At 65.7% G+C, this 20,017-nt stretch carries 17 protein-coding genes; 11 read left to right on the plus strand and 6 right to left on the minus strand.

Annotated elements, in window-relative coordinates; genetic code table 11:
- The first annotated feature begins 159 nt into the window (after nt 1-159).
- Genes CI41S_RS03485 through CI41S_RS03495 form a run of 3 tightly spaced genes read left to right on the plus strand, consistent with a single transcriptional unit; the run spans nt 160 to nt 3,063 of the window.
- Nucleotides 160-864, plus strand: a complete 705-nt coding sequence (locus CI41S_RS03485) for a Tim44/TimA family putative adaptor protein (RefSeq protein WP_139479585.1) — start codon at nt 160-162, stop codon at nt 862-864.
- Nucleotides 842-2,476, plus strand: coding sequence for an MltA domain-containing protein (mltA, locus tag CI41S_RS03490; RefSeq protein ID WP_172627895.1), 1,635 nt, complete (start codon nt 842-844; stop codon nt 2,474-2,476). Before CI41S_RS03485 ends, mltA begins: the two co-directional genes overlap by 23 nt.
- The gene (locus tag CI41S_RS03495) at nt 2,473-3,063 is read left to right on the plus strand and encodes a Smr/MutS family protein (RefSeq protein WP_139857445.1); all 591 of its coding nucleotides are present in this window, start codon (nt 2,473-2,475) and stop codon (nt 3,061-3,063) included. Before mltA ends, CI41S_RS03495 begins: the two co-directional genes overlap by 4 nt.
- A gap of 79 nt (nt 3,064-3,142) precedes the next feature.
- Here CI41S_RS03495 and CI41S_RS03500 read toward each other — a convergent pair whose 3' ends face one another.
- On the minus strand, nt 3,143-4,279 hold the full coding sequence (locus tag CI41S_RS03500; RefSeq protein ID WP_139857446.1) for a hypothetical protein: 1,137 nt from the start codon (nt 4,277-4,279) through the stop codon (nt 3,143-3,145).
- A 205-nt stretch (nt 4,280-4,484) separates the two neighbouring features.
- Between CI41S_RS03500 and CI41S_RS03505 the strand changes: the two genes are divergently transcribed.
- Nucleotides 4,485-5,525, plus strand: a complete 1,041-nt coding sequence (locus CI41S_RS03505; protein ID WP_139857447.1) for an IS110 family RNA-guided transposase — start codon at nt 4,485-4,487, stop codon at nt 5,523-5,525.
- 311 nt (nt 5,526-5,836) lie between these two features.
- Here the strand turns inward: CI41S_RS03505 and CI41S_RS03515 are convergent, their stop codons facing one another.
- A complete protein-coding gene (locus CI41S_RS03515) occupies nt 5,837-6,712 on the minus strand; it encodes an SDR family oxidoreductase (protein WP_139482006.1) in 876 nt (291 codons plus the stop codon).
- Between the two features lie 98 nt (nt 6,713-6,810).
- Here CI41S_RS03515 and CI41S_RS03520 point away from each other — a divergent pair, with 98 nt between their 5' ends.
- From CI41S_RS03520 to ppc, 3 genes are all read left to right on the plus strand, one after another.
- Entirely contained in the window at nt 6,811-7,623 is an 813-nt protein-coding gene (locus CI41S_RS03520; protein WP_139857449.1) for a crotonase/enoyl-CoA hydratase family protein, read from the plus strand.
- Between the two features lie 75 nt (nt 7,624-7,698).
- Nucleotides 7,699-9,243, plus strand: coding sequence for an acyl-CoA synthetase (locus CI41S_RS03525; protein ID WP_139857450.1), 1,545 nt, complete (start codon nt 7,699-7,701; stop codon nt 9,241-9,243).
- A gap of 102 nt (nt 9,244-9,345) precedes the next feature.
- A complete protein-coding gene (ppc, locus tag CI41S_RS03530) occupies nt 9,346-12,153 on the plus strand; it encodes a phosphoenolpyruvate carboxylase (RefSeq protein ID WP_139857451.1) in 2,808 nt (935 codons plus the stop codon).
- A 130-nt stretch (nt 12,154-12,283) separates the two neighbouring features.
- Here the strand turns inward: ppc and CI41S_RS03535 are convergent, their stop codons facing one another.
- The 4 genes from CI41S_RS03535 to CI41S_RS03550 form a co-directional block, all read right to left on the minus strand.
- Nucleotides 12,284-13,396 (minus strand): SMP-30/gluconolactonase/LRE family protein, encoded by a 1,113-nt coding sequence (locus tag CI41S_RS03535; RefSeq protein ID WP_139857452.1) that lies wholly within the window; start codon nt 13,394-13,396, stop codon nt 12,284-12,286.
- Between the two features lie 169 nt (nt 13,397-13,565).
- Nucleotides 13,566-14,480: an SDR family oxidoreductase gene (locus tag CI41S_RS03540; protein ID WP_139482001.1), complete on the minus strand. Its 915-nt coding sequence runs from the start codon at nt 14,478-14,480 to the stop codon at nt 13,566-13,568.
- A gap of 176 nt (nt 14,481-14,656) precedes the next feature.
- Complete coding sequence (locus tag CI41S_RS03545; protein ID WP_139482000.1) at nt 14,657-15,796, minus strand: thiolase C-terminal domain-containing protein; 1,140 nt, start codon at nt 15,794-15,796, stop codon at nt 14,657-14,659.
- A 4-nt stretch (nt 15,797-15,800) separates the two neighbouring features.
- A complete protein-coding gene (locus tag CI41S_RS03550; protein ID WP_139481999.1) occupies nt 15,801-16,214 on the minus strand; it encodes a Zn-ribbon domain-containing OB-fold protein in 414 nt (137 codons plus the stop codon).
- A gap of 199 nt (nt 16,215-16,413) precedes the next feature.
- Between CI41S_RS03550 and CI41S_RS03555 the strand changes: the two genes are divergently transcribed.
- From CI41S_RS03555 to alkB, 4 genes are all read left to right on the plus strand, one after another.
- Nucleotides 16,414-17,763 carry an amidase gene (locus CI41S_RS03555; RefSeq protein WP_139857453.1) on the plus strand — a complete coding sequence of 450 codons (1,350 nt, stop codon included), beginning with the start codon at nt 16,414-16,416 and terminating at the stop codon, nt 17,761-17,763.
- Nucleotides 17,756-18,442, plus strand: coding sequence for a DUF2848 domain-containing protein (locus tag CI41S_RS03560; RefSeq protein WP_139857454.1), 687 nt, complete (start codon nt 17,756-17,758; stop codon nt 18,440-18,442). The genes CI41S_RS03555 and CI41S_RS03560 overlap by 8 nt, the downstream gene beginning before the upstream one ends.
- 155 nt (nt 18,443-18,597) lie before the next feature.
- Nucleotides 18,598-19,341 carry a 2OG-Fe(II) oxygenase gene (locus CI41S_RS03565; protein WP_139857455.1) on the plus strand — a complete coding sequence of 248 codons (744 nt, stop codon included), beginning with the start codon at nt 18,598-18,600 and terminating at the stop codon, nt 19,339-19,341.
- Nucleotides 19,342-19,353: 12 nt separating this feature from the next.
- The gene (alkB, locus tag CI41S_RS03570) at nt 19,354-20,007 is read left to right on the plus strand and encodes a DNA oxidative demethylase AlkB (protein WP_139857456.1); all 654 of its coding nucleotides are present in this window, start codon (nt 19,354-19,356) and stop codon (nt 20,005-20,007) included.
- The last annotated feature ends 10 nt before the right edge of the window (nt 20,008-20,017 follow it).

A 20,017-nucleotide genomic window follows, 5' to 3' on the forward strand; every position in this document is an offset into this window, starting at 1 on the left:
AACCGCTACACTTGCCCGTGCCAAAAAGCGCCATTGGCCGAGCATAGTTTCGTGCCTACATGCTGCGGACTTAATCGGTGATGTAATCTCTGCCGTTCCCCACCGGGAACGTTTGGACGGCCGGCCGGTTGCCGGCAGAGATCAGAAAGCGAATTCGACGTGGATATCTACACCATCATCTTCCTGGCGCTGGCTGTGTTCATCTTCCTGCGCCTGCGCAGCGTACTCGGACAGCGCACGGGAAGCGAGCGGCCGCCCTATGATCGTGCCGCGCCCAACGTCGTGCAGCGCGGCCAGGACAATAACGTCGTTCCGATGCCCGGATCGGTGATCGACCAGCCGACCGCCGCGGCGCCGACTGAGCCGGTCGAGCCGACCGATCGCTGGAAGGGGGTCGCGGAACCCGGCACCGCCCTGGCGCAGGGCCTCGATGCCGTGGCCACCCAGGATTCCTCGTTCGATCCGCGGCATTTCCTGTCCGGCGCCCGTTCCGCCTATGAGATGATCGTGCTGGCCTTCGCCAATGGCGACCGCCGCGCGCTTAAGGATCTGTTGTCGACTGAGGTCTATGAAAGCTTCGAGACGGCGATCAAGGATCGCGAGAAGCACGAGCAGAAGACCGAGACGCGGTTCGTGTCGATCGACAAGGCCGAGATCGTCAATGCCGAAACGCGTGACCGTTCGGCGCAGCTGACCGTCCGCTTCGTGTCGCAGATGATTTCGGTCACCCGCGACAAGGCGGGCACGATCGTCGACGGCAGCCCGGACAAGGTCGCCGACATCACTGACGTCTGGACATTCGCCCGCGACTCGACTTCCCGCGATCCGAACTGGAAGCTGGTTGGCACTGGAAGCGCTCACTAGACATCTGAGCTACGGACGCCTCGCCGTCGCGAGTTGCGCGCTCGCGGTGGTCTGCTCCACGGCGGCGATCGCTGCACAACATTACCGAACCCGGCACGCCGCCCCACGGCACGAGCACAGCCGCGCGCTGCCCTATCCCAATCTGGAATTGCCGCTGCAGGTCGGCGGCAGCCAGTATCAGCCGCTCGCCTTCGCCAATGTCCCCGGCTGGAGCGACGACGATCAGCTCGCCGCCTACAAGGCGTTCCGGACCAGCTGCAAGCCGATCGCGGCCCAGCACGGCCAGGCGGAAGCGAAGGCGCTCGGCGGCTCGCTGCGCGATCCCTGCCGGATCGCCAAGGGGCTGGAGATTTCCGACCGCGCCAGGGCGAAGGATTTCTTCGAGCAGAATTTTGTGCCGCTGCGGATCTCGCGGCTCGGCGAGGACGCCGGTTTCGTCACCGGCTATTACGAGCCGGTGCTCGACGGCTCGCGGACGCGGACCGACGTCTACAACGTCCCGGTCTATCGCCGGCCGTCCAATCTGTTCGTGCGCGGCAAGACCCAGGCTTCGGTCGGCCTGCCCAACAGCGGGCCGGTGTATCGCAAGATCGGCCGCCGCAAGCTGGTGCCCTATTACGACCGCGCCCAGATCGAGGACGGCGCGATCGCCGGCCGCGGGCTGGAGCTCGCCTGGCTGAAGAGCCAGACCGATTTGCTGTTCGCGCAAATCCAGGGCTCGGCCCGGATCAAGTTCGACGACGGCACCACGCTGCGCATCAATTACGACGCGCATAACGGCTACCCCTATACGGCGGTCGGCCGCATCCTGATCGACCGCGGCATCATCCCGAAGGATCAGATGTCGATGCAGAAGATCCGGGAGTGGATGGAGCACAACCCCGACGGTGCCAACGAGCTGCGGCGGCAGAACCGCGCCTATGTGTTCTTCCGCGAAGTGCCGCTGTCGGACAAGGACGAGGCGGTCGGCGCCCAGGGCGTGCCGCTGACGGCGGGCCGCTCGATCGCGGTCGACAAGGCGCTGCATGTCTACGGCACGCCGTTCTTCATCACCGGCGAGCTGCCGATCGAATCCGAGCTGTCGAAGACGCCGTTCCACCGGCTGATGATCGCGCAGGACACGGGGTCGGCGATTGTTGGCCCGGCGCGCGCCGACCTCTATTTCGGCGCCGGCGCCGATGCCGGCAAGGTCTCGGGCCGCCTGCGGCACAACATGCAGTTCGTCATGCTGGTGCCGAAGGGCCTCGATCCGGTGGCGCGCGGCCGCAAGCTGCCGGTCCCGGACGAGCGGCCGTCGGCCAAGATCGCAAAACTGTTTCCGCAGACCGATCCTGACAAGGACAAGCCGGCGGTGAAATCGGCCGACCTGCCGACGGCAACGGTCGCCCGGAGCACGGCGAAGGATTCTGCAAAGGATCCGGCGAGGGAAACGGCCGGCAATGCGGCCAAGGGCCATCCCGCCGCGAAGGATGCCCCGCCGGTCGGGACGACCCCTGTCGCACAGGCCGCACCTGTGGCAGAACCGGTGCCGCTGCCGGCAGCCCGGCCCGATATTCCGCAAGTTCAGGAGAAGCGGCGCTACCGGCGCACTCGCCATCACCGCTACCGATGAAACGCCCAGCGCCGATCCCCGATCTCTCCGCGCCGTCGCGGCGCAAGCGTGCGCTGAGCGAGGAAGAGCGCGCGCTCTGGGAGAGCGTCGCAAAACACGTCAAGCCGCTGCGCAAGAAACCGAGTGCCGCGAAGGCGCATGCGCCGGCATCTGAACCCGTTACCCACCACGTCGCGGCAAAGCCTGCTCCGGTCAAGCCGGCGGCGCCCGTCAAGACTGCGCCGGCGCCGCGGCCGCCAATCCCGCCGCTGGCGCCGATCGGCCGGCGCGAGCGCGCAAAACTGTCGCGCGGCCGGCAGGAGATCGATGCGCGGCTCGATCTGCACGGCATGACGCAGACCCGCGCGCATCGCGTGCTGTTCGCCTTCCTCCAGCGCGCCCATCATGATGGGCTCACCTTCGTGCTCGTCATCACCGGCAAGGGCAAGGCCGGCAGCCCGGACACCGAGCGCGGCGTCCTCCGCCGCCAGGTGCCGGAATGGCTCAGCCTGCCGGAATTCCGCTCGCTGGTCGTCGGCTTCGAGGAGGCGCATGTCGGCCATGGCGGCGAGGGCGCGCTGTATGTGCGTGTCCGGCGGGCGCGTTAGAGCGTGATCCGGAAAAGTGTGAAACGGTTTTCCCTCGCGACAAACGCGGGACGCGTTTGCGCGGAGATCATGCTTCCAACTAAAAAGGCCGTACGATGCCGACGCGCGGGATCAGCGTGATGACCCAGCCGAAGATGTTCGTGTTGCGATCGTCCGGCGGGATCATCGACACCTCTTTCGATGCAGGCAGCATCTTTACCGCATGCAGCATCAGGAACATGCAAACCGCCCAGTTCGAGATCCAGCGCGAATAGTCGAACACGATCGCGAACATGATGAGATAGCCGGCGCCGATCATCACGAGCGCCGCGACGACGATCCGGCGGTGCAATTCACTCGCCAGCGCGCCGATCAGCCGCGCGAAGTATTGCCAGAGCGGCGTGTGCAGCCAGATCAGCAGCGCGAACACCGGGATGCCCAGGATGTTCGAGGGCATGCGCCCCCAGGTGTCGGCGATCTCCTTCGCCAGCGGCTGGTACCAGATGTAGCCGAACTGCAGCAGGTCGGTGCGCGAGGGATCGGCCATCCGGCCCTGCAGATGCCGGATGAATTCGTCATAGGGCACCGGCACGGTGCCGGCGAATTGCGCGACCAGGAACAGGATGCCGACCGCGGCAAGCGCGCCGATCCCGGCCGCAAGGTTCAGCCGGGTCACGCCCTGCACGAGATAGAAGCGCAGCACCACGATGGCCGCGATCGTCGGCACGTACATCAGGACGAAGATGTGGTGGATCAGGATCAGCACGATCGAGGCCAGCGCGGCCGCGAGTACATAGGCGATCGAACGCGCCGGGATCAGCAGCAGCACGATGGTCAGCGCGCAGCCATAGATGTCGAAATGGCCGAGCGTGTGCATGAAATTCTTCAGGAAGAACGGCGATCCCGCGATGAAAACGAACAGCGGAAGCTGCGCGTCATCGAAACCAAACGTGCGGCGAAACAGTTTTGCGAACAGGCCGAACGTCAGCAGCCAGATCGCGCCGGCGAGTGCAAACACCAGCCACACCGGCACCTTGTCGGTGAACAGCGCGACGACGGCGCCGATCAGCGCGCGCTTGGTGAAGCCGTAGTGGTAGTCGACCAACAGGTGGATGTAGGGGACGAAGGGCCGAAGCTGGATCTTGTGCAGGAACACCCCGACCAGCACGGCGGCGTTGATGGCCAGCAGCAAGCGCCAGGGGTTTTGCAGAGGGTTTTGCCAGACCCGTGAATTCATGAACCGTCCACTCTCGTCGTCCCGGCCGAGTGCGCGATTGCGCACGGGAGCCGGGACCCATAGCCACCGAAATTGGTTCTTAGACGGGATAGCGGCCCGAGTCTTGTTCAATGCGGGCAGCGGTGGTTGATGGTGTGGACGGCCCCCTACGGCATCAGTTGTGCCAGAATGAGGTTGTTGCAAATCTCAGACAAGGGAGCCGTCCGTGAGAGAGATTATCCGCATTGGCATGGATACGTCGAAGCATATTTTTGTGCTGCATGGGGTTGATGCCGAGGAACGCGTGGTGCTGCGCAAGAGGCTTTCGCGCAGGCAGGTATTGGAGTTCTTCGCCCAACTGCCGCCGACTGCAATCGGGATAGAGGCCTGCGGGGCTTCGCAACATTGGGCGCGGGAGCTTGGCAAGCTCGGCCATGAGGTGAAGCTGATGGCTCCGCAACTGGTGAAGCCCTACGTGATGCGGAACAAGAACGACGGGCGGGATGCGGAAGGGCTGTGTGAGGCGATGGGCCGGCCGAGCATGCGCTTTGTGCCGGTCAAGACCGCCGAGCAGCAGGCGGCGCTGATGCTGACGGGGGTCCGCGATGGATTGATCGCCCGGCGTACCCAGCTTGGCAATACGATCCGCGGCCATGCGGCGGAGTTCGGCCTGATCGCGCCCAAAGGGACCGACAAGATCGAGCCGCTGCTGGCGCGGATTGCGCAGGACGAGACGCTTCCCACTCTGGCCCGCGAGCTGTTTGTCATGCTCGGCCGCGAGTATGCCAGGCTCGAGACTGAGCTGCGGGAGATCGAGGCCAAACTGATAGCCTGGCACCGGGCTGACGCCACGGGCCGCCGCCTGGCGCAGATCCCCTCGGTCGGTCCGATCGTTGCCACGGCGCTGGTGATGAAGACGCCCGATCCACACGCGTTCCGCTCCGGCCGTCACTTTGCGGCCTGGCTCGGCCTCACGCCGAAGGATCATTCCACCGCCGGCAAGACCAGGCTTGGCAAGATCACCCGGGCCGGCGACGAAGACCTGCGCCGCCTGCTGGTGATCGGAGCGACATCGGTGATCCAGCAGGCCAGACATGGGCGAGGCCGTCACTCGCGCTGGCTGCTGGCGCTGATCAAGCGCAAGCCGCCGAAGCTTGCGGCCGTGGCGTTCGCCAATAAGGTGGCCCGCATCGCTTGGAAGCTGATGGTGACGGGGGAAAGTTATGACGCGGCACGGATAAACCCGATCCCGACAGTCGCCGCCTGACAGATTGGCCGGCCGGCGGGCTCGCCCGCCGGCTGACCCGGAGCTGCAAGAGCAGATGGAGCGATCGATCGAGCAACGATGCGAGACAATCCGTGGGACCCATCGGCCGCGAACAGGCCGCCTGGTTGTTTGGAGCTCGCTTCGCGCAAACCATCTTGGCCAGCGATCAATCCGATCGCCCTCAACAGGCCGGACATATGGATGCAAGCGACCCGATCTCACCAAAAAGCTCTTGTGCCACGGGGGCCGTCCACATATGGGTCCCGGCCTTCGCCGGGACGACGGCGATGGTTGAGGCGCTAGCGGTAGCCTCACCCCCGCGCCGCGCGGTCCTTCTCGTTCTGCGCCTTGATCGACTCGCGGGCGTTGGTCCAGTCTTGGTCGCTCCAGTCGCGCAGCTGGTAGAAGTTGCCGCCCATCGCCAGTGCCTGCGCGCCGTCCATCGCGATGGTCTCGCCGTTGATCCAGTCGCAGCCGCCGGAGATCAGGAACACGGCGAGGTTCTGCAACTCCTCCATGGTGCCGACACGGCCCATCGGGTTCAGCGCCTTGGTGCGCGCGCCGGCCTCGTCGCCGGGCTTGATCCGCTTGCTCATGCCCTCGGTCGGGATCTCGCCGGGCGCGATGGTGTTGAGGCGGATGCCGTGGCGGCCCCATTCGGTCGCGAGCGACATCGTCATGGCGTGGATCGCCGACTTGCTCATCGCCGACGGCACCACATAGGGCGAGCCGTTGCGCACCCAGGTCACCGTGATCGACACCACGTTGCCGCGGTGACCGCCGGCGATCCAGCGGCGGCCGACCGCATGCGTCACGTAGAAGGTGCCGTGCATCACGATGTTGGCGACCGCATCGAAGCCGCGCGGCGACAGCTCTTCGGAGCGCGAGATGAAATTGCCGGCGGCGTTGTTGATCAGGTCGGTGAGCGGACCGCTGGTGGTCCAGATCGCCTCGATCATCTCGTCGACCGCCATGGCGTTGCGGATATCGACGCCGTGGCTGACGACGCGGCCGCCATATTCGGCCATCAGTTCGGTCGCGGTCTCGTCGCAGACGATCTTGCGGCGGCCGCAGATATGGACCTCGGCCCCGAGCTGCAGGAAGCGCGACGCCATGGATTTGCCGAGCCCGGTGCCGCCTCCGGTTACCAGAATGCGGCGTCCGGCGAGAAGCTGGTCGCTGAACATCGTTCCCTCCCTCGGGGTTGTGTTAATTGGTCGATTGACTAAAACCGGACAACGGCCTTTCTGTAAAGCGCCAACGACGAACAGCGGAGGAGATTTCAATGGAAGATCGGGTTTCGATATCGATTTCGGACGGTATCGCCGATGTCCGCCTGGTGCGGGCCGACAAGATGAACGCGCTCGACGCCGCGATGTTCGAGGCGCTGGTGGCCGCAACCGCGCGGCTTTCCAACGAAAAAGGCCTGCGGGTGGTGGTGCTGTCGGGCGAGGGTCGCGCCTTCTGCGCCGGTCTCGACATGGGGCGCTTTGCCGCGATGAAGGAAAAGGGCGGTAATGGAGTGCCGGGCGGCGAGAACCGCGACCTCACGGCACGCACCCACGGCAAGGCCAATTTCGCACAGCAGGCGGTCTGGGGCTGGCGTCAGCTGCCGGTGCCTGTGATCGCCGCGGTCCATGGCGTTGCCTTTGGCGGCGGCTTCCAGCTCGCGCTCGGCGCCGACATGCGCTTCCTTAGCCCCGACGCGCGGATGTCGATCATGGAGATCAAGTGGGGCCTGGTCCCCGACATGGCGGGCACGCCGATCCTCGCGAGCCTGGTGCGCGACGATATTCTGCGCGAGCTCACCTACACCGGCCGCATCTTCTCGGCGCAGGAGGCCCAGACTTACGGCCTCGCCACCCGGATCTGCGACGATCCGCGTGCCACAGCGTTCGAGGTCGCGCGCGAAATCGCCGGCAAGAGCCCGGATGCGATCCGCGCCGCGAAGCGCATGCTGAACAATCTCTCGGTCGATCCCGGCCCCGCGCTGCTTGCGGAGTCGGTCGAGCAGCAGAAGCTGATCGGCAGTCCGAACCAGACCGAGTCGGTGCGCGCCAACCTCGACAAGCGCGCGCCGAAGTTTGTGGATGTGTGATGACTGTCATTCCGGGTCGCACTTCGTGCGCTCCGGAATGACCGATGAAACCGACGAAAGGTCGGACCACGACAAATGGAAACGCCAAAACCCTTCCTAGGCATCATCAGCGGCGAGCGCCGGCGCGATCATGGCGCCGTCGCCGAGCGCACCGACCGCATCGCCAGCGGGCTAAGCAGGCTCGGCGTCAAGCCGGGCGACAGCGTCTGCATGCTGATGCGCAACGACATCGCCTTCATCGAGGCGGCCTATGCGGCGATGCGGCTCGGCGCCTATGGCGTGCCGATCAACTGGCACTTCAAGCCGGAAGAGATCAACTACGTGCTGACCGACTCCGGCAGCCGCGTCCTGATCGGTCATGCCGACATGCTGCATCCGCTGCGCGGCGCGATCCCGCCCGACGTCACCGTGCTCAGCGTGCCGACGCCGCCGGAAATCCTCGCGAACTACAAGATCGATCGTGACCAGCTCGCGACGCCCGATTTCGCGATCGATTTCGAACCCTGGCTCGCTCAATTCCCGCGCTATGATGGGCCGGCGGTGCCGCAGCCGCAGAACATGATCTATACGTCCGGCACCACGGGCCATCCCAAGGGCGTGCGCCGCTTCGCGCCGACGCCCGCGCAGACCGCCAATGCGGAGGCGATGCGGGCGATGATCTACGGCCTGAAACCCGGCGCGCGCGCAATTCTGCCCGGGCCGCTCTACCACTCCGCGCCGAATTCCTTCGGCCTTCGCTCGGGAAAGCTCGGCGGTGCGCTGGTGCTGATGCCGCGCTTCGATGCTGAGGAATTTCTGCGGCTGATCGAGCGCGAGAGGATCGACACCATCTTCATGGTGCCGACCATGTTCATTCGCCTGATGAAGCTGCCGGAAGAGGTGCGCCGCAAATACGACATGTCGTCGCTGCGCCACATCATCCATGCCGCGGCGCCATGTCCGCCCGACGTCAAGCGCGCGATGATCGAGTGGTGGGGCCCGGTGATCTACGAATTCTACGGCTCGACCGAGTCCGGCGCCGTGACCTTCGCCAATTCCGAGGATGCGCTGAAGAAGCCCGGCACGGTCGGAAAGATCTCGCCCGGCGCCGAGCTCCGCTTCATCGGCGATGACGGCCGTGAGGTGCCGCAGGGGCAGATCGGCGAGATCTATTCGCGGATATCAGGCAACCCCGACTTCACCTATCACAACAAGCCGGAGAAGCGCGCCGAGATCGACCGCCAGGGCTTCATCACCTCCGGCGACGTCGGCTACATCGACGCGGACGGCTATGTCTTCATCTGCGACCGCAAGCGCGACATGGTGATCTCGGGCGGCGTCAACATCTACCCGGCCGAGATCGAGGCGGTGCTGCATGCCGTCCCCGGCGTGCACGACTGCGCGGTGTTCGGCATCCCCGACGCCGAATTCGGCGAGGCGCTGATGGCGGTGATCGAGCCGCAGCCGGGCGTGACGCTCGACATCGGTGCGATCCGGGCCCAGCTGAAGACCGCGCTCGCCGACTACAAGGTGCCAAAACACATCGAGATCCAGAGCAACCTGCCGCGCGAGGATTCCGGAAAGATCTTCAAGCGCCGGCTGCGCGATCCGTATTGGGAAAGGGCGGGCAGGCGGATCTAGCACCATAGGGTTGGTGTGCACCGCCTCCAAGTTCATCTTGCGCTGCGGCAAAAAAAGCGCACACTTGGGAGGAGCCGGGCAAGCCTCTGGAGTAGCCAGCCTATGCCTCCCCAGACCATGCCTTCCGAGACCGACACCCGCGCCCGGAGTGCCGCAGAGGCCAGCCTGCTTGAGAAAGCGGCGCAGGAGGAGGATGCGCGGCTCCGCAACGACATCCGCCTGCTCGGACGCGTGCTCGGCGATACCGTGCGTGACCAGGAAGGGGCCGGCGTGTTCGACCTGGTCGAGCGCATCCGCCAGACCTCGGTCCGGTTCCACCGCGACGAAGACAGGGCGGCGCGGCAGGAGCTGGAGGGCATCCTCGACGGCATGTCGATCGCGGAGACGCTGCAGATCGTGCGCGCCTTCAGCTATTTCTCCCACCTCGCCAACATCGCCGAGGACCAGAACAACATCCGCCAGATGCGCAGAAGTGGCCCCGGCGGGACGCCGCGGCCGAGCACGCTGGAGCAGACGCTTATCCATGCCCGTGAGGCCGGCATCAGTCCGGCCGACCTGCGCAGCTTCTTCAAGGGCGCGCTGGTCAGCCCGGTGCTGACCGCGCACCCCACCGAGGTCCGCCGCAAGAGCACGATGGACCGCGAGATGGAGATCGCCGAGCTGCTCGACCGCCGCGAGCGGCTGCAGATGACGCCGGAGGAGCGTGAAGCCAGCGACGAGCAGCTCCGCCGCGCCGTGGTGACGCTATGGCAGACCAATCTGTTGCGCCGGACCAAGCTGACCGTGCTCGACGAGGTCGGCAACGGCCTGTCGTTCTACGACTACACCTTCCTGCAGGAGGTGCCGCGGCTGCATTGCGCGCTGGAGGACCGCCTCAACAAGGAGGGCGGCGAGGCCGGCGAGCTCGCCTCGTTCCTCCGGATGGGAAGCTGGATCGGCGGCGATCGCGACGGCAACCCGTTCGTCACCGCCGACGTGATGCGCGGCACGCTGCGGCTGCAGTCGAGCCGGGTGCTCAGCTTCTATCTGGAAGAGCTGCACGCACTCGGCGCCGAGCTGTCGCTGGCGGCGCATCTCGCCGACGTCTCGGACGAGCTGCGCGCGCTCGCCGAGCGTTCGCCCGACACCTCGCCGCACCGCAGCGGCGAACCGTACCGGCTCGCGGTCTCCGGCATCTATGCCAGGCTGAGCGCGACGGCGGCGAAGCTCGAGGTCGAGACCACGCGCCCGCCGGTCGGCAAGGCCGAGCCCTATGCCAGAGTCGGGGAATTCCAGGCCGATCTCGATGTGCTGAACCGCTCGCTGATCGCGAACAATTCCGGCGTGATCGCGCGCGGCCGGCTGCGGCTGCTGCGGCGGGCCGTCGATTGCTTCGGCTTCCATCTGGCGCGGCTCGACATCCGCCAGAACTCGGCGGTGCACGAGCGCACCATTGCCGAGTTGCTCGATGCCGCCTCGCCGGGAATGTCCTATCTCGCGCTCGGCGAAGAGGCGCGCGTCAGCCTGCTGCTCGGCGAACTGCGCAGCGCGCGGCCGCTGGCGTCGCCGTTCGTGAAATATTCGGAGGAGACCCAGAGCGAGCTCGCCGTATTCCGTGCCGCCGCCGAGGCGCACGCAAAATTCGGCGCCGAGGTGATCCCGCAATGCATCATCTCGATGTGCAAGGGCATGTCCGACATGCTCGAGGTCGCGGTGCTCTTGAAGGAGGTCGGGCTGATCAACCCGTCCGGCCGCAGCGCGATCAATATCGTGCCGCTGTTCGAGACCATCGAGGATCTGCAGGCCTCCAGCGCCATCATGGACCGCATGCTGGCGCTGCACGACTATCGCAAGCTGGTCGACAGCCTCGGCAGCGTGCAGGAGGTGATGCTCGGTTATTCCGACAGCAACAAGGACGGCGGCTTCGTCACCTCAGGCTGGGAGCTCTACAAGGCCGAGATCGGCCTCGTCGAGGTGTTCGAGCGACACGGCGTGCGGTTGCGGCTGTTCCACGGCCGCGGCGGTTCGGTCGGCCGCGGCGGCGGCCCGAGCTATGATGCGATCATCGCGCAGCCCGGCGGCGCGGTGAACGGCCAGATCCGCATCACCGAACAGGGTGAGATCATCTCCTCGAAATATTCCAATGCCGAGGTCGGCCGCAGCAATCTGGAAATCCTCGCCGCGGCGACATTGGAAACCAGCCTGCTGCAGCCGCGGCAGAGCGCGCCGCGCCCGGAATATCTCAAGGCGATGGAGGAAATCTCCGCGCTCGCCTTCAAGGCCTATCGCGGCCTCGTCTACGAGACCGAAGGCTTTGCCGATTATTTCTGGGGCTCGACCGTGATCAACGAGATCGCGACCTTGAACATCGGCAGCCGTCCCGCCTCGCGCAAGAAGACCCGCGAGATCGAGGACCTGCGCGCGATTCCCTGGGTGTTCTCCTGGGCGCAGTGCCGGCTAATGCTGCCGGGCTGGTACGGGTTTGGCGCAGCGGTCGAAACCTGGATATCCGAGCATCCGGAGCAGGGCATGCCGTTCCTGCAGGAACTCTACAGGGAATGGCCGTTCTTCCGCACGCTGCTGTCAAACATGGACATGGTGCTGGCGAAGAGCTCGATCGCGATCGCCTCGCGCTATGCCGAACTGGTGCCCGACGTGACCTTGCGCGAAAAGATCTTCGGCCGGATCCGCCGCGAATGGCACCTGTCGATCGAGACGCTGCTCGACATCATGGGCCATGACCGGCTGCTGCAGGGTAACCCGCTGCTGGAGCGCGGCATCCGCAACCGCTTCCCCTATATGGATCCGCTCAACCACGTGCAGGTGGAGCTGCTCAAGGAGTACCGCGCGCAGAACCCGGATGACCAGATTCTGCGCGGAATCCAGATCACGATCAACGGCATTTCGGCGGGGCTGCGGAATAGCGGGTGATCTCCCTCCCCCTGAAAGGGGGAGGGCGGGGTGGGGGTCTCTCTCCGCGAGAGCGGTGCATGCGGCTGACCCCCACCCGGCGCCTGAAGGCGCCGACCTCCCCCTTTCAGGGGGAGGTGAAGAAACTGCATCAACAGATGTGCGCGCCCTTGGTCTCCACATAGACCGCATACAGCGACTGGCTCGCGGTCATGAACAGGCGGTTGCGCTTCTTGCCGCCGAAGGTGAGGTTGGCGCAGGTCTCCGGCAGCAGGATCTGGCCGATGCGCGCACCGTCTGGCGAAAATATCTGCACGCCGTCATAGCCGGGGCCGACCCAGCCGGCGCCGACCCACACATTGCCGTCGACGTCGACACGCAGGCCGTCGGGGAAGCCCGACTTGCCGTCCAGCGTCATGTCGATCAGCGTGCGCGGGTTGGAGAGCTTGTCGCCGTTGAGGTCGTACTGCCAGACGATGTTCTTCGCGTTCGGGTAGTGCGTGATGCCGGTGTCGCAGACATAAACCTTCTTGTAGTCGTGGCTGAAGGCGATGCCGTTCGGCTTGAACGGCTCGTCGGCGACCTTGGTGACCTGGCCGGTCGTGGCGTCGAGGCGATAGACCGCTTCCTTCTGGTAGGGCTGGTTCGAGCCGGTCTTGGCCAACTGGCCCTCATAGATCGAGATCGCGCCATAGCCGGGATCGGTGAACCAGATCGACTTGTCGTTGGGATGCACCACCATGTCGTTCGGCCCGTTGAGCGGCTTGTCGTTGGCCTTCTCGGCCAAAGTCGTCACGGTTCCATCGTGCTCGTAGCGCACCAGGCGGGTGCGCTCGGCGGTGATCTGGCGGCCCTCGAAATCGAAGGTCGAGCCGTTGGCCTCGTTCGACGGCTTGTGGAACTGCTCGGAGATGTGGCCGTCATCGTCGAGATAGCGCAGCTGCCGGTTGGCCGGAATGTCGCTCCACACGAGATATTGGCCCTGCGCGTTCCAGGCCGGACCTTCCGCCCACAGGCAGCCGGTGTAGAGCCGCTTGATCGCGGTGTTGCCGACCTTGGCCTTGAAGCGCTTGTCGTCGATCACGACAATGTCAGGGTCGGGATAGCGCTGCGGCTCCGCGTTGGGGCCGAAGTCGCGCGCTGCAGCATCCGATGCGGCGAGCGCAGTTGCAGCAAGCGCGGTTGCGCCGCGCAAGAGCGTGCGACGGTCGAACGCCTTCGCGCCGTCGTCTTGATGTTTCTGAATGTTGCTCGAATTTGTCACGAACGTCCTCCCAGGTTTTTTGTTATCGGGGGGACGATCATGCGCCCGCAAATCTGGCACAATGCGGGCGCGCTGTGATGAAACAACCAAAGAGTGTGCCGCCCCGGCATTCGCGCCGGAGCGACGTTTCATAAAACCGTCAGATCTGATCCCAAGTTCAGATCAAAGTTCAGATCGGATCCCAGGTGAAGACGTCGGCCGAGCGGTCGAGCTTGGCGAACGATCCCTTCAGCGCCGGCATGCCGTGTTCGGCGATCGTCTCGGGCGTCCAGCCTTCGCCGCGATGCACCGAGCGCACCGGACGGTGCTGGCCGAACAGGAAGATCTCGTTCATGCGCACGCCAAAGATCTGCCCGGTGACGTCCTTGGCGGCGTCCGAGAGCAGATAGGCGCAGACCGGCGCGATCTTCTCCGGGCCCATCTGCTTGATCTTCTCGACCCGCGCCTTCTCGGCGTCGGTCTCGGTCGGGATGGTGCCGATCATGCGGGTCCAGGCGAACGGCGACACGCAGTTCGAGCGCACGTTGAAGCGGCCCATGTCGAGCGCGATCGACTTCGACAGGCCGACGATGCCGAGCTTGGCGGCGGCGTAATTGGCCTGGCCGTAATTGCCGATCAGGCCGGAGGTCGAGGTGAAGTGCACGAACGAGCCTGACTCCTGCTCGCGGTAGATGCGCGCCGCGGCGTGCGAGACGTAGAACGAGCCCATCAGGTGCACCTTGATGACCGCCTCGAACGCTTCCACGCTCATCTTGTGGAAGATCATGTCGCGCAAAATGCCGGCATTGTTGACGACGCCGTCGAGCCGGCCGTAGGCGTCGGTCGCGGTCTTCACGATCTTGCTGGCCGGGATCGCTTCCGCCACCGACTCGAAATTGGCCACGGCTGTGCCGCCGCGCTTCTTGATCTCCTCGACCACTTCCTCGGCCGGCGCCGCGCTCGAGCCGGCGCCATCCGCCGCGCCGCCGGGATCGTTGACCACGACCTTGGCGCCCTCAGCGGCGCACAGCAGCGCGATCTCGCGGCCGATGCCGCGGCCCGCACCGGTAACGATAATGACTTTGTCTTGCAATGATTTTGCCATGTGGTGCTCCTTGTTGCTTGCTTACCTCGCCCCGCTTGCGGGGAGAGGTCGGATCGTGCGCGTAAGCGGGCGATCCGGGTGAGGGGGACTCTCCGCGAGTCCGAATGTGTGGAAACAGCCCCTCACCCCAACCCTCTCCCCGTAAGAAAGGGGAGAGGGAGAGGCGGGCGGCTCGCTCACTTCTCGTTCGTAAAGATAATCGTGCCACTCGCCGCGAACATGCCGCCGACGCCGTGGCAGACCGAGATCTTCGCATTCGGCACCTGCGCCGGCGCGATGCCGCGCATCTGCCGGACGCTCTCCTGCAGCGCGTACATGCCGTACATGCCGGAGTGCATGTAGCTCAACCCGCCGCCATTGGTGTTGAGCGGCAGCTTGCCGCCGGGGCGGGTGTTGCCGTCGGCGATGAACCTGCCGGTTTCCTCGTAAGGCATGAAGCCGAGGTCGCCGAGGCCGTACAGCGGCAGATGCGCGAAGGCGTCGTAGATCATCAAATGATCGACGTCCTTGTGCGCGATGCCGGCTTCCTTGAAGGCGAGGGGGCCCGCGACCTTGAAGGCGCGCGACGAGTCGAACGTCTTCATCTGGCTGACCATCGGCGTCTCCACGCTCTCGCCGGTGCCGAGAATGTAGACCGGCTTCTTCGGGAAATCCCTGGCGCGGTCGGCCGAGGTCAGGATCAGCGCGCCGCCGCCGTCGGTGACGAGGCAGCACTGCAGCAGGCGGAACGGATAGGCGATCATCCGCGAGTTCAGGACGTCGGCGACCGTGATCGGGTCCTTCATCGTCGCGCGCGGATTCTTTGCCGCCCATTCGCGTTGCACGACCGCGACCATCGCAAGCTGCTCATGGGTGATGCCGTGCGTCTTCATGAAGCGCAGCACCGGGATCGGAAACATGCTCGGCGGGCCGTAGACGCCGTAGGGCGCCTCGAACTGGCCGTTGAGGCTGTCCGGTGCCGTGAAGCGCGGCTGCTTGCCGATCATCGACTTGCCGCTCTCGGCGTGGGTGATCAGCACGGTCTTGCACAGCCCGGCCTCGATCGCCGCGGCGGCGTGGCGGACATGCAGCATGAAGGAGCAGCCGCCGACCGAGGTGCCGTCGACCCAGGTCGGCGTGATGCCGAGATAGTGCGCGACCTGCTGCGGCGTCTCGACCGCCGTCGCAAAGCCGTCGATGTCGGACAGTTTTAGTCCCGCATCCGCGATCGCGTTCAGCGCTGCGTCGGCATGGAGCTGGAGCTGCGACATGTTCGGGATGACGCCGAGCTCGGTGGTTTCGGCCGCACCGACGACGGCAACCTGGTTCCTGCGCATTGCGTTACCCCTTGGCCGGACGGAACACGGGAAGGGTGATCTTGTCGTCGAGCGCCTGGAACGCGACCTCGAGCTTCATGTCGAGCTCGAGCGCTTCCGGCGTCTGCGGACAATCGATGATGTTGCTCATCATGCGCGGGCCCTCGTCGAGCTCGACCACGGCGATGGCGTAGGGCGGCGTGAAGCCGGGCGCGGCGGGGCGGTGGTTGATGACATAGCTGTAGAGCTTGCCCTTGCCGCTGGCCTTGAACACCGAGACCTTTCGCGAGGCGCAGGAGGGGCAGAACGGCCGCGGCGGAAAGTAGACATTGGCGCAGGCATCGCAGCGCTGCAGGCGCAGTTCGCCCGCCTTGGTGCCATCCCAGAAATGCTGGGTTTCCGGAGTCGGTTTTGGTTTGGCGCGCGCGGCCTCGGCCATGTCGGCTGATCCTCCCATGAATATTTGCGACTTGATCCGACAATCAGCTATTCCTCGTCAACGGTCCAGCAGCGTTGCCGCATGGCGGTATGCCGACCGTTGAGGACGCTTGTATGCCAACGCATCATCGACGATAGTCCGCCGCACGGCAAATCGCAGCAATGCGTGATGCCGCAGGGATAACACCAACCGGAAAACCATGCCCAACAATCCGACACTCGCCTCCCTTGCCGCCGATCTCGACAGCGGTGCGACCACCGCCCGCAAGCTCGTCGAGCAATGCATCGCCAAAATCGCCGATCCCGCCGGCGAGGGCCAACGCACCTTCATCCATGTCGACAAGGACGCCGCGTTGGCGGCCGCCGACGCCATGGACCGGCTGCGTAAGGCCAATGCGGCGCCGTCGCCGTTTGCCGGCATTCCGATCTCGGTCAAGGACCTGTTCGACATCAAGGGGCAGGTGACGCGCGCGGGCTCGCGGGCGCTGGAGGATTCGGCGCCGGCGGAGGCCGATGCGCCGGTGGTGGCGCGGCTCAAGCGGGCCGGCTTTGTCGTGATCGGCCGCACCAACATGACCGAGTTCGCCTATTCCGGCATCGGCATCAATCCGCATTACGGCACGCCGAAGAGCGCCTGGAACCGGAGCGTCGGCCACGTGCCCGGCGGCTCATCCTCGGGCGCCGCAGTCTCGATCGCCGACGGCATGGCCTTCGGCGCGCTCGGCACCGACACCGGCGGTTCCTGCCGGATTCCTGCGGCGTTCAACGGCATCGTCGGCTACAAGCCGACGCAGCGCCGCATTCCGCTCGACGGCGGCGTGCCGCTCTCGTTCACGCTCGACAGCTATGGGCCGCTGGCCAATTCGGTGGCCTGCTGCGCGGCGCTCGATGCGGTGCTGGCCGATGAGCCGGTCAAGCCGCTGACGCCGCGCCCGGTAAAGGGCATGCGGCTCGCGGTGCCGACCACGGTCGCGCTCGACGATCTCGACGATGGAGTCGCCAAGACCTTCGAGCGGGCGCTGGCGTCGCTGTCGCGCGCCGGCGCCCTGATCGAGCGCATCGAGGTGCCGGAGTTGCTCGACGTCGGCGTGATGCAGGCCAAGGGCGGCTTCGCCGCGGCGGAAAGCTATGCCTGGCACCGCTTCCTGCTCGCCAGCAAGGGCGACATCTACGATCCTCGCGTCTCGTCGCGGATCGCGCGGGGCGAGGGATTTCTCGCGGCTGATTACATCGATCTGCTCAATGCGCGCCGCTCCTTCATCGCGCGCACCGGGCAGCGGATCGCGCCCTATGATGCGATGGTGCTGCCGACCACCGCGAACCTGCCGCCCGTTATTGCCGACCTCGCCGACGACAAGGCGTTCACCGTGCAAAACCTGCGCGCGCTGCGCAACTGCACGCTGATCAACGTGCTCGACGGCTGCGCCATCTCGCTGCCTGCGCATCGCGAGGGCGAGGCGCCGGTCGGCCTGATGCTCGCCGCCGCCGGCGGTTCGGACCGCCGCATCTTCGAGCTTGCCGCCGGAATGGAGACCGTCATCCGTGTTTGATCTCACCTTCACCATCGACGACAAGGGCCTCGCCACGCCGCTCACGCTGGAAATCAAGCAGGCCGTGATCGCCGGCTGGACCGGCCGCGATCCGGTGGCGCGCGACAAGCACATCGCCGAGCTCGAAGCCCTCGGCATCGCGCGGCCCGCGACCACGCCGATCTACTACCGCTGCTCGGCGCGCCGGCTCACCTTCGCCGACACGATCGAGGTCTGCGGCGAGGATTCCAGCGGCGAGGTCGAGTTCGTGCTGATCGGCTGGCAGGGCCGCATCTTCGTCGGCTGCGGCTCCGACCACACCGACCGCAAGGTCGAGAGCTACAGCGTCACGGTGTCGAAGCAGATGTGCGACAAGCCGATGGCGTCCGAACTGTGGGAGCTCGAGGATGTCATCGGCCATTGGGACCAGCTGGTGCTGCGCTCCTGGGCCACGATCGGCGGCGAGCGCGTGCTCTACCAGGAAGGCACGCTCGACCACATGCTGCCGGTCAAGGATTTGATCGCGCGCGGCTTCGGCGACGGCGGCCTGCCCGACGGCTGCGCCATGTTCGGCGGCACGTTCGCCGCCAAGGGCGGCATTCGCCCGGCCAGCCGCTTCGATTTCGAGCTGGAAGACCCGGTGCTGAAGCGGAAGATCAGCCACGGCTACGACGTGATCACCCTGCCGGTGCGGGGCTGACGGGTCTCTCCGCCGTCATTGCGAGGAGTGAAGCGACGAAGCAATCCACCGCGCGGCATATGCGGTCCGATGGATTGCTTCGCTTCGCTCGCAATGACGGCGGAACTATCGGAAATCGGGTGGCGCCGACCGCGATCATGGGCCAGATTCCACCCATGACAGCAACAGCCAAAACCATCACCCGCACCAGCCCCGACATCCCCGCCCGCGTCGACGCGCTCGGCTGGGAGCAGATCACGGCCGACCTCGACGCCCAGGGTTGCGCCGTCCTCAAGCAGCTGCTGGCGCCGCAGGAGTGCGATGCCATCGCCGCGCTGTATCCCGACGACAGCCAGTTCCGCAGCAAGGTCGTGATGGGCCGTCACGGCTTTGGCCGCGGCGAGTACAAGTACTTCTCCTACCCGCTGCCGGGCCTGATCGCCGAGCTGCGGCCGGTGCTCTATGCGCATCTCATCGCCACCGCCAATCGCTGGAACCAGACGATGGGGATCGATATCAGCTATCCCGCATCGCATGCGGCGTTTCTGAAGCGATGCCATGACGCCGGGCAGACCCGGCCGACACCGCTGCTGCTGCAATATGGCGAGGGCGACTACAATTGCCTGCACCAGGACCTCTATGGCGAGCACGTGTTCCCGATCCAGGTCGCGATCTTGCTGTCGCAGCCGGGGCGCGATTTCACCGGCGGCGAGTTCGTGCTGACCGAGCAGCGGCCGCGGATGCAGTCGCGTCCCGAGGTGGTGCCGCTGACGCAGGGCGATGCGGTGGCGTTTGCCGTGCATCACCGTCCGGTGCAGGGGACGCGCGGACCGTATCGTGTCAATCTGCGCCACGGCGTCAGCCGGATCAGGTCCGGCCATCGCCATACCGTCGGCGTGATTTTTCACGATGCAAAGTGAGTGCCAAGGAGCGTGACTGCTGATCTGTTCGAGACTGTCGGCGATGCACCCCCCACGCGCGAGACGATCGCGGAGGGCGCGGTGCTGCTGCGCGGTTTCGCCTGGCCGTTCGAGGCGGAGCTGATTTCGGCGCTGCGCGCCATCGTGAAGCAGGCGCCGTTCCGCCATCTGATCACGCCGGGCGGCCATCGAATGTCGGTCGCGATGACCAATTCCGGCAGCCTCGGCTGGGTCTCCGATCCCAGCGGCTATCGCTATGACCCGATCGATCCGGACTCCGGAAACCCCTGGCCGCCACTCCCGGACGTCCTGTGCAAGCTTGCGGCGAGCGCGGCGGAGCAGGGCGGCTTCAACGGCTTTGCGCCGGAGGCCTGCCTGATCAATCGCTACGTGCCGGGCGCAAAGCTGTCGCTGCATCAGGACAAGGACGAGCTCGACTACGCCGCGCCGATCGTCTCGGTCTCGCTCGGGTTGCCCGCGATCTTCCTGTTCGGCGGCCTGAAGCGCAGCGACACGCCGCGCCGTTACCGGCTCGAGCATGGCGACGTCGCGGTGTGGGGCGGCCCGTCACGGCTGTTTTATCACGGCATCGCGCCGCTTGCCGACGGCGAGCACGGCGTGCTCGGCCGCCAGCGCATCAACCTGACGTTTCGCAAGGTGCGCTGAGGCGTTAGCG

The sequence above is a fragment of the Bradyrhizobium ivorense genome (assembly GCF_900696085.1).
Lineage (GTDB): Bacteria > Pseudomonadota > Alphaproteobacteria > Rhizobiales > Xanthobacteraceae > Bradyrhizobium > Bradyrhizobium ivorense.

Coding starts and splice junctions, on each gene's coding strand:
- CI41S_RS03545 (WP_139482000.1), bottom strand. CDS start 15,796: ATGCGCAGGAACCAGGTTGCCGTCGTCGGTGCGGCCGAAACCACCGAG.
- CI41S_RS03525 (WP_139857450.1), top strand. CDS start 7,699: ATGGAAACGCCAAAACCCTTCCTAGGCATCATCAGCGGCGAGCGCCGG.
- CI41S_RS03555 (WP_139857453.1), top strand. CDS start 16,414: ATGCCCAACAATCCGACACTCGCCTCCCTTGCCGCCGATCTCGACAGC.
- CI41S_RS03515 (WP_139482006.1), bottom strand. CDS start 6,712: ATGTTCAGCGACCAGCTTCTCGCCGGACGCCGCATTCTGGTAACCGGA.
- ppc (WP_139857451.1), top strand. CDS start 9,346: ATGCCTCCCCAGACCATGCCTTCCGAGACCGACACCCGCGCCCGGAGT.
- CI41S_RS03520 (WP_139857449.1), top strand. CDS start 6,811: ATGGAAGATCGGGTTTCGATATCGATTTCGGACGGTATCGCCGATGTC.
- CI41S_RS03550 (WP_139481999.1), bottom strand. CDS start 16,214: ATGGCCGAGGCCGCGCGCGCCAAACCAAAACCGACTCCGGAAACCCAG.
- CI41S_RS03540 (WP_139482001.1), bottom strand. CDS start 14,480: ATGGCAAAATCATTGCAAGACAAAGTCATTATCGTTACCGGTGCGGGC.
- CI41S_RS03500 (WP_139857446.1), bottom strand. CDS start 4,279: ATGAATTCACGGGTCTGGCAAAACCCTCTGCAAAACCCCTGGCGCTTG.
- CI41S_RS03495 (WP_139857445.1), top strand. CDS start 2,473: ATGAAACGCCCAGCGCCGATCCCCGATCTCTCCGCGCCGTCGCGGCGC.
- CI41S_RS03565 (WP_139857455.1), top strand. CDS start 18,598: ATGACAGCAACAGCCAAAACCATCACCCGCACCAGCCCCGACATCCCC.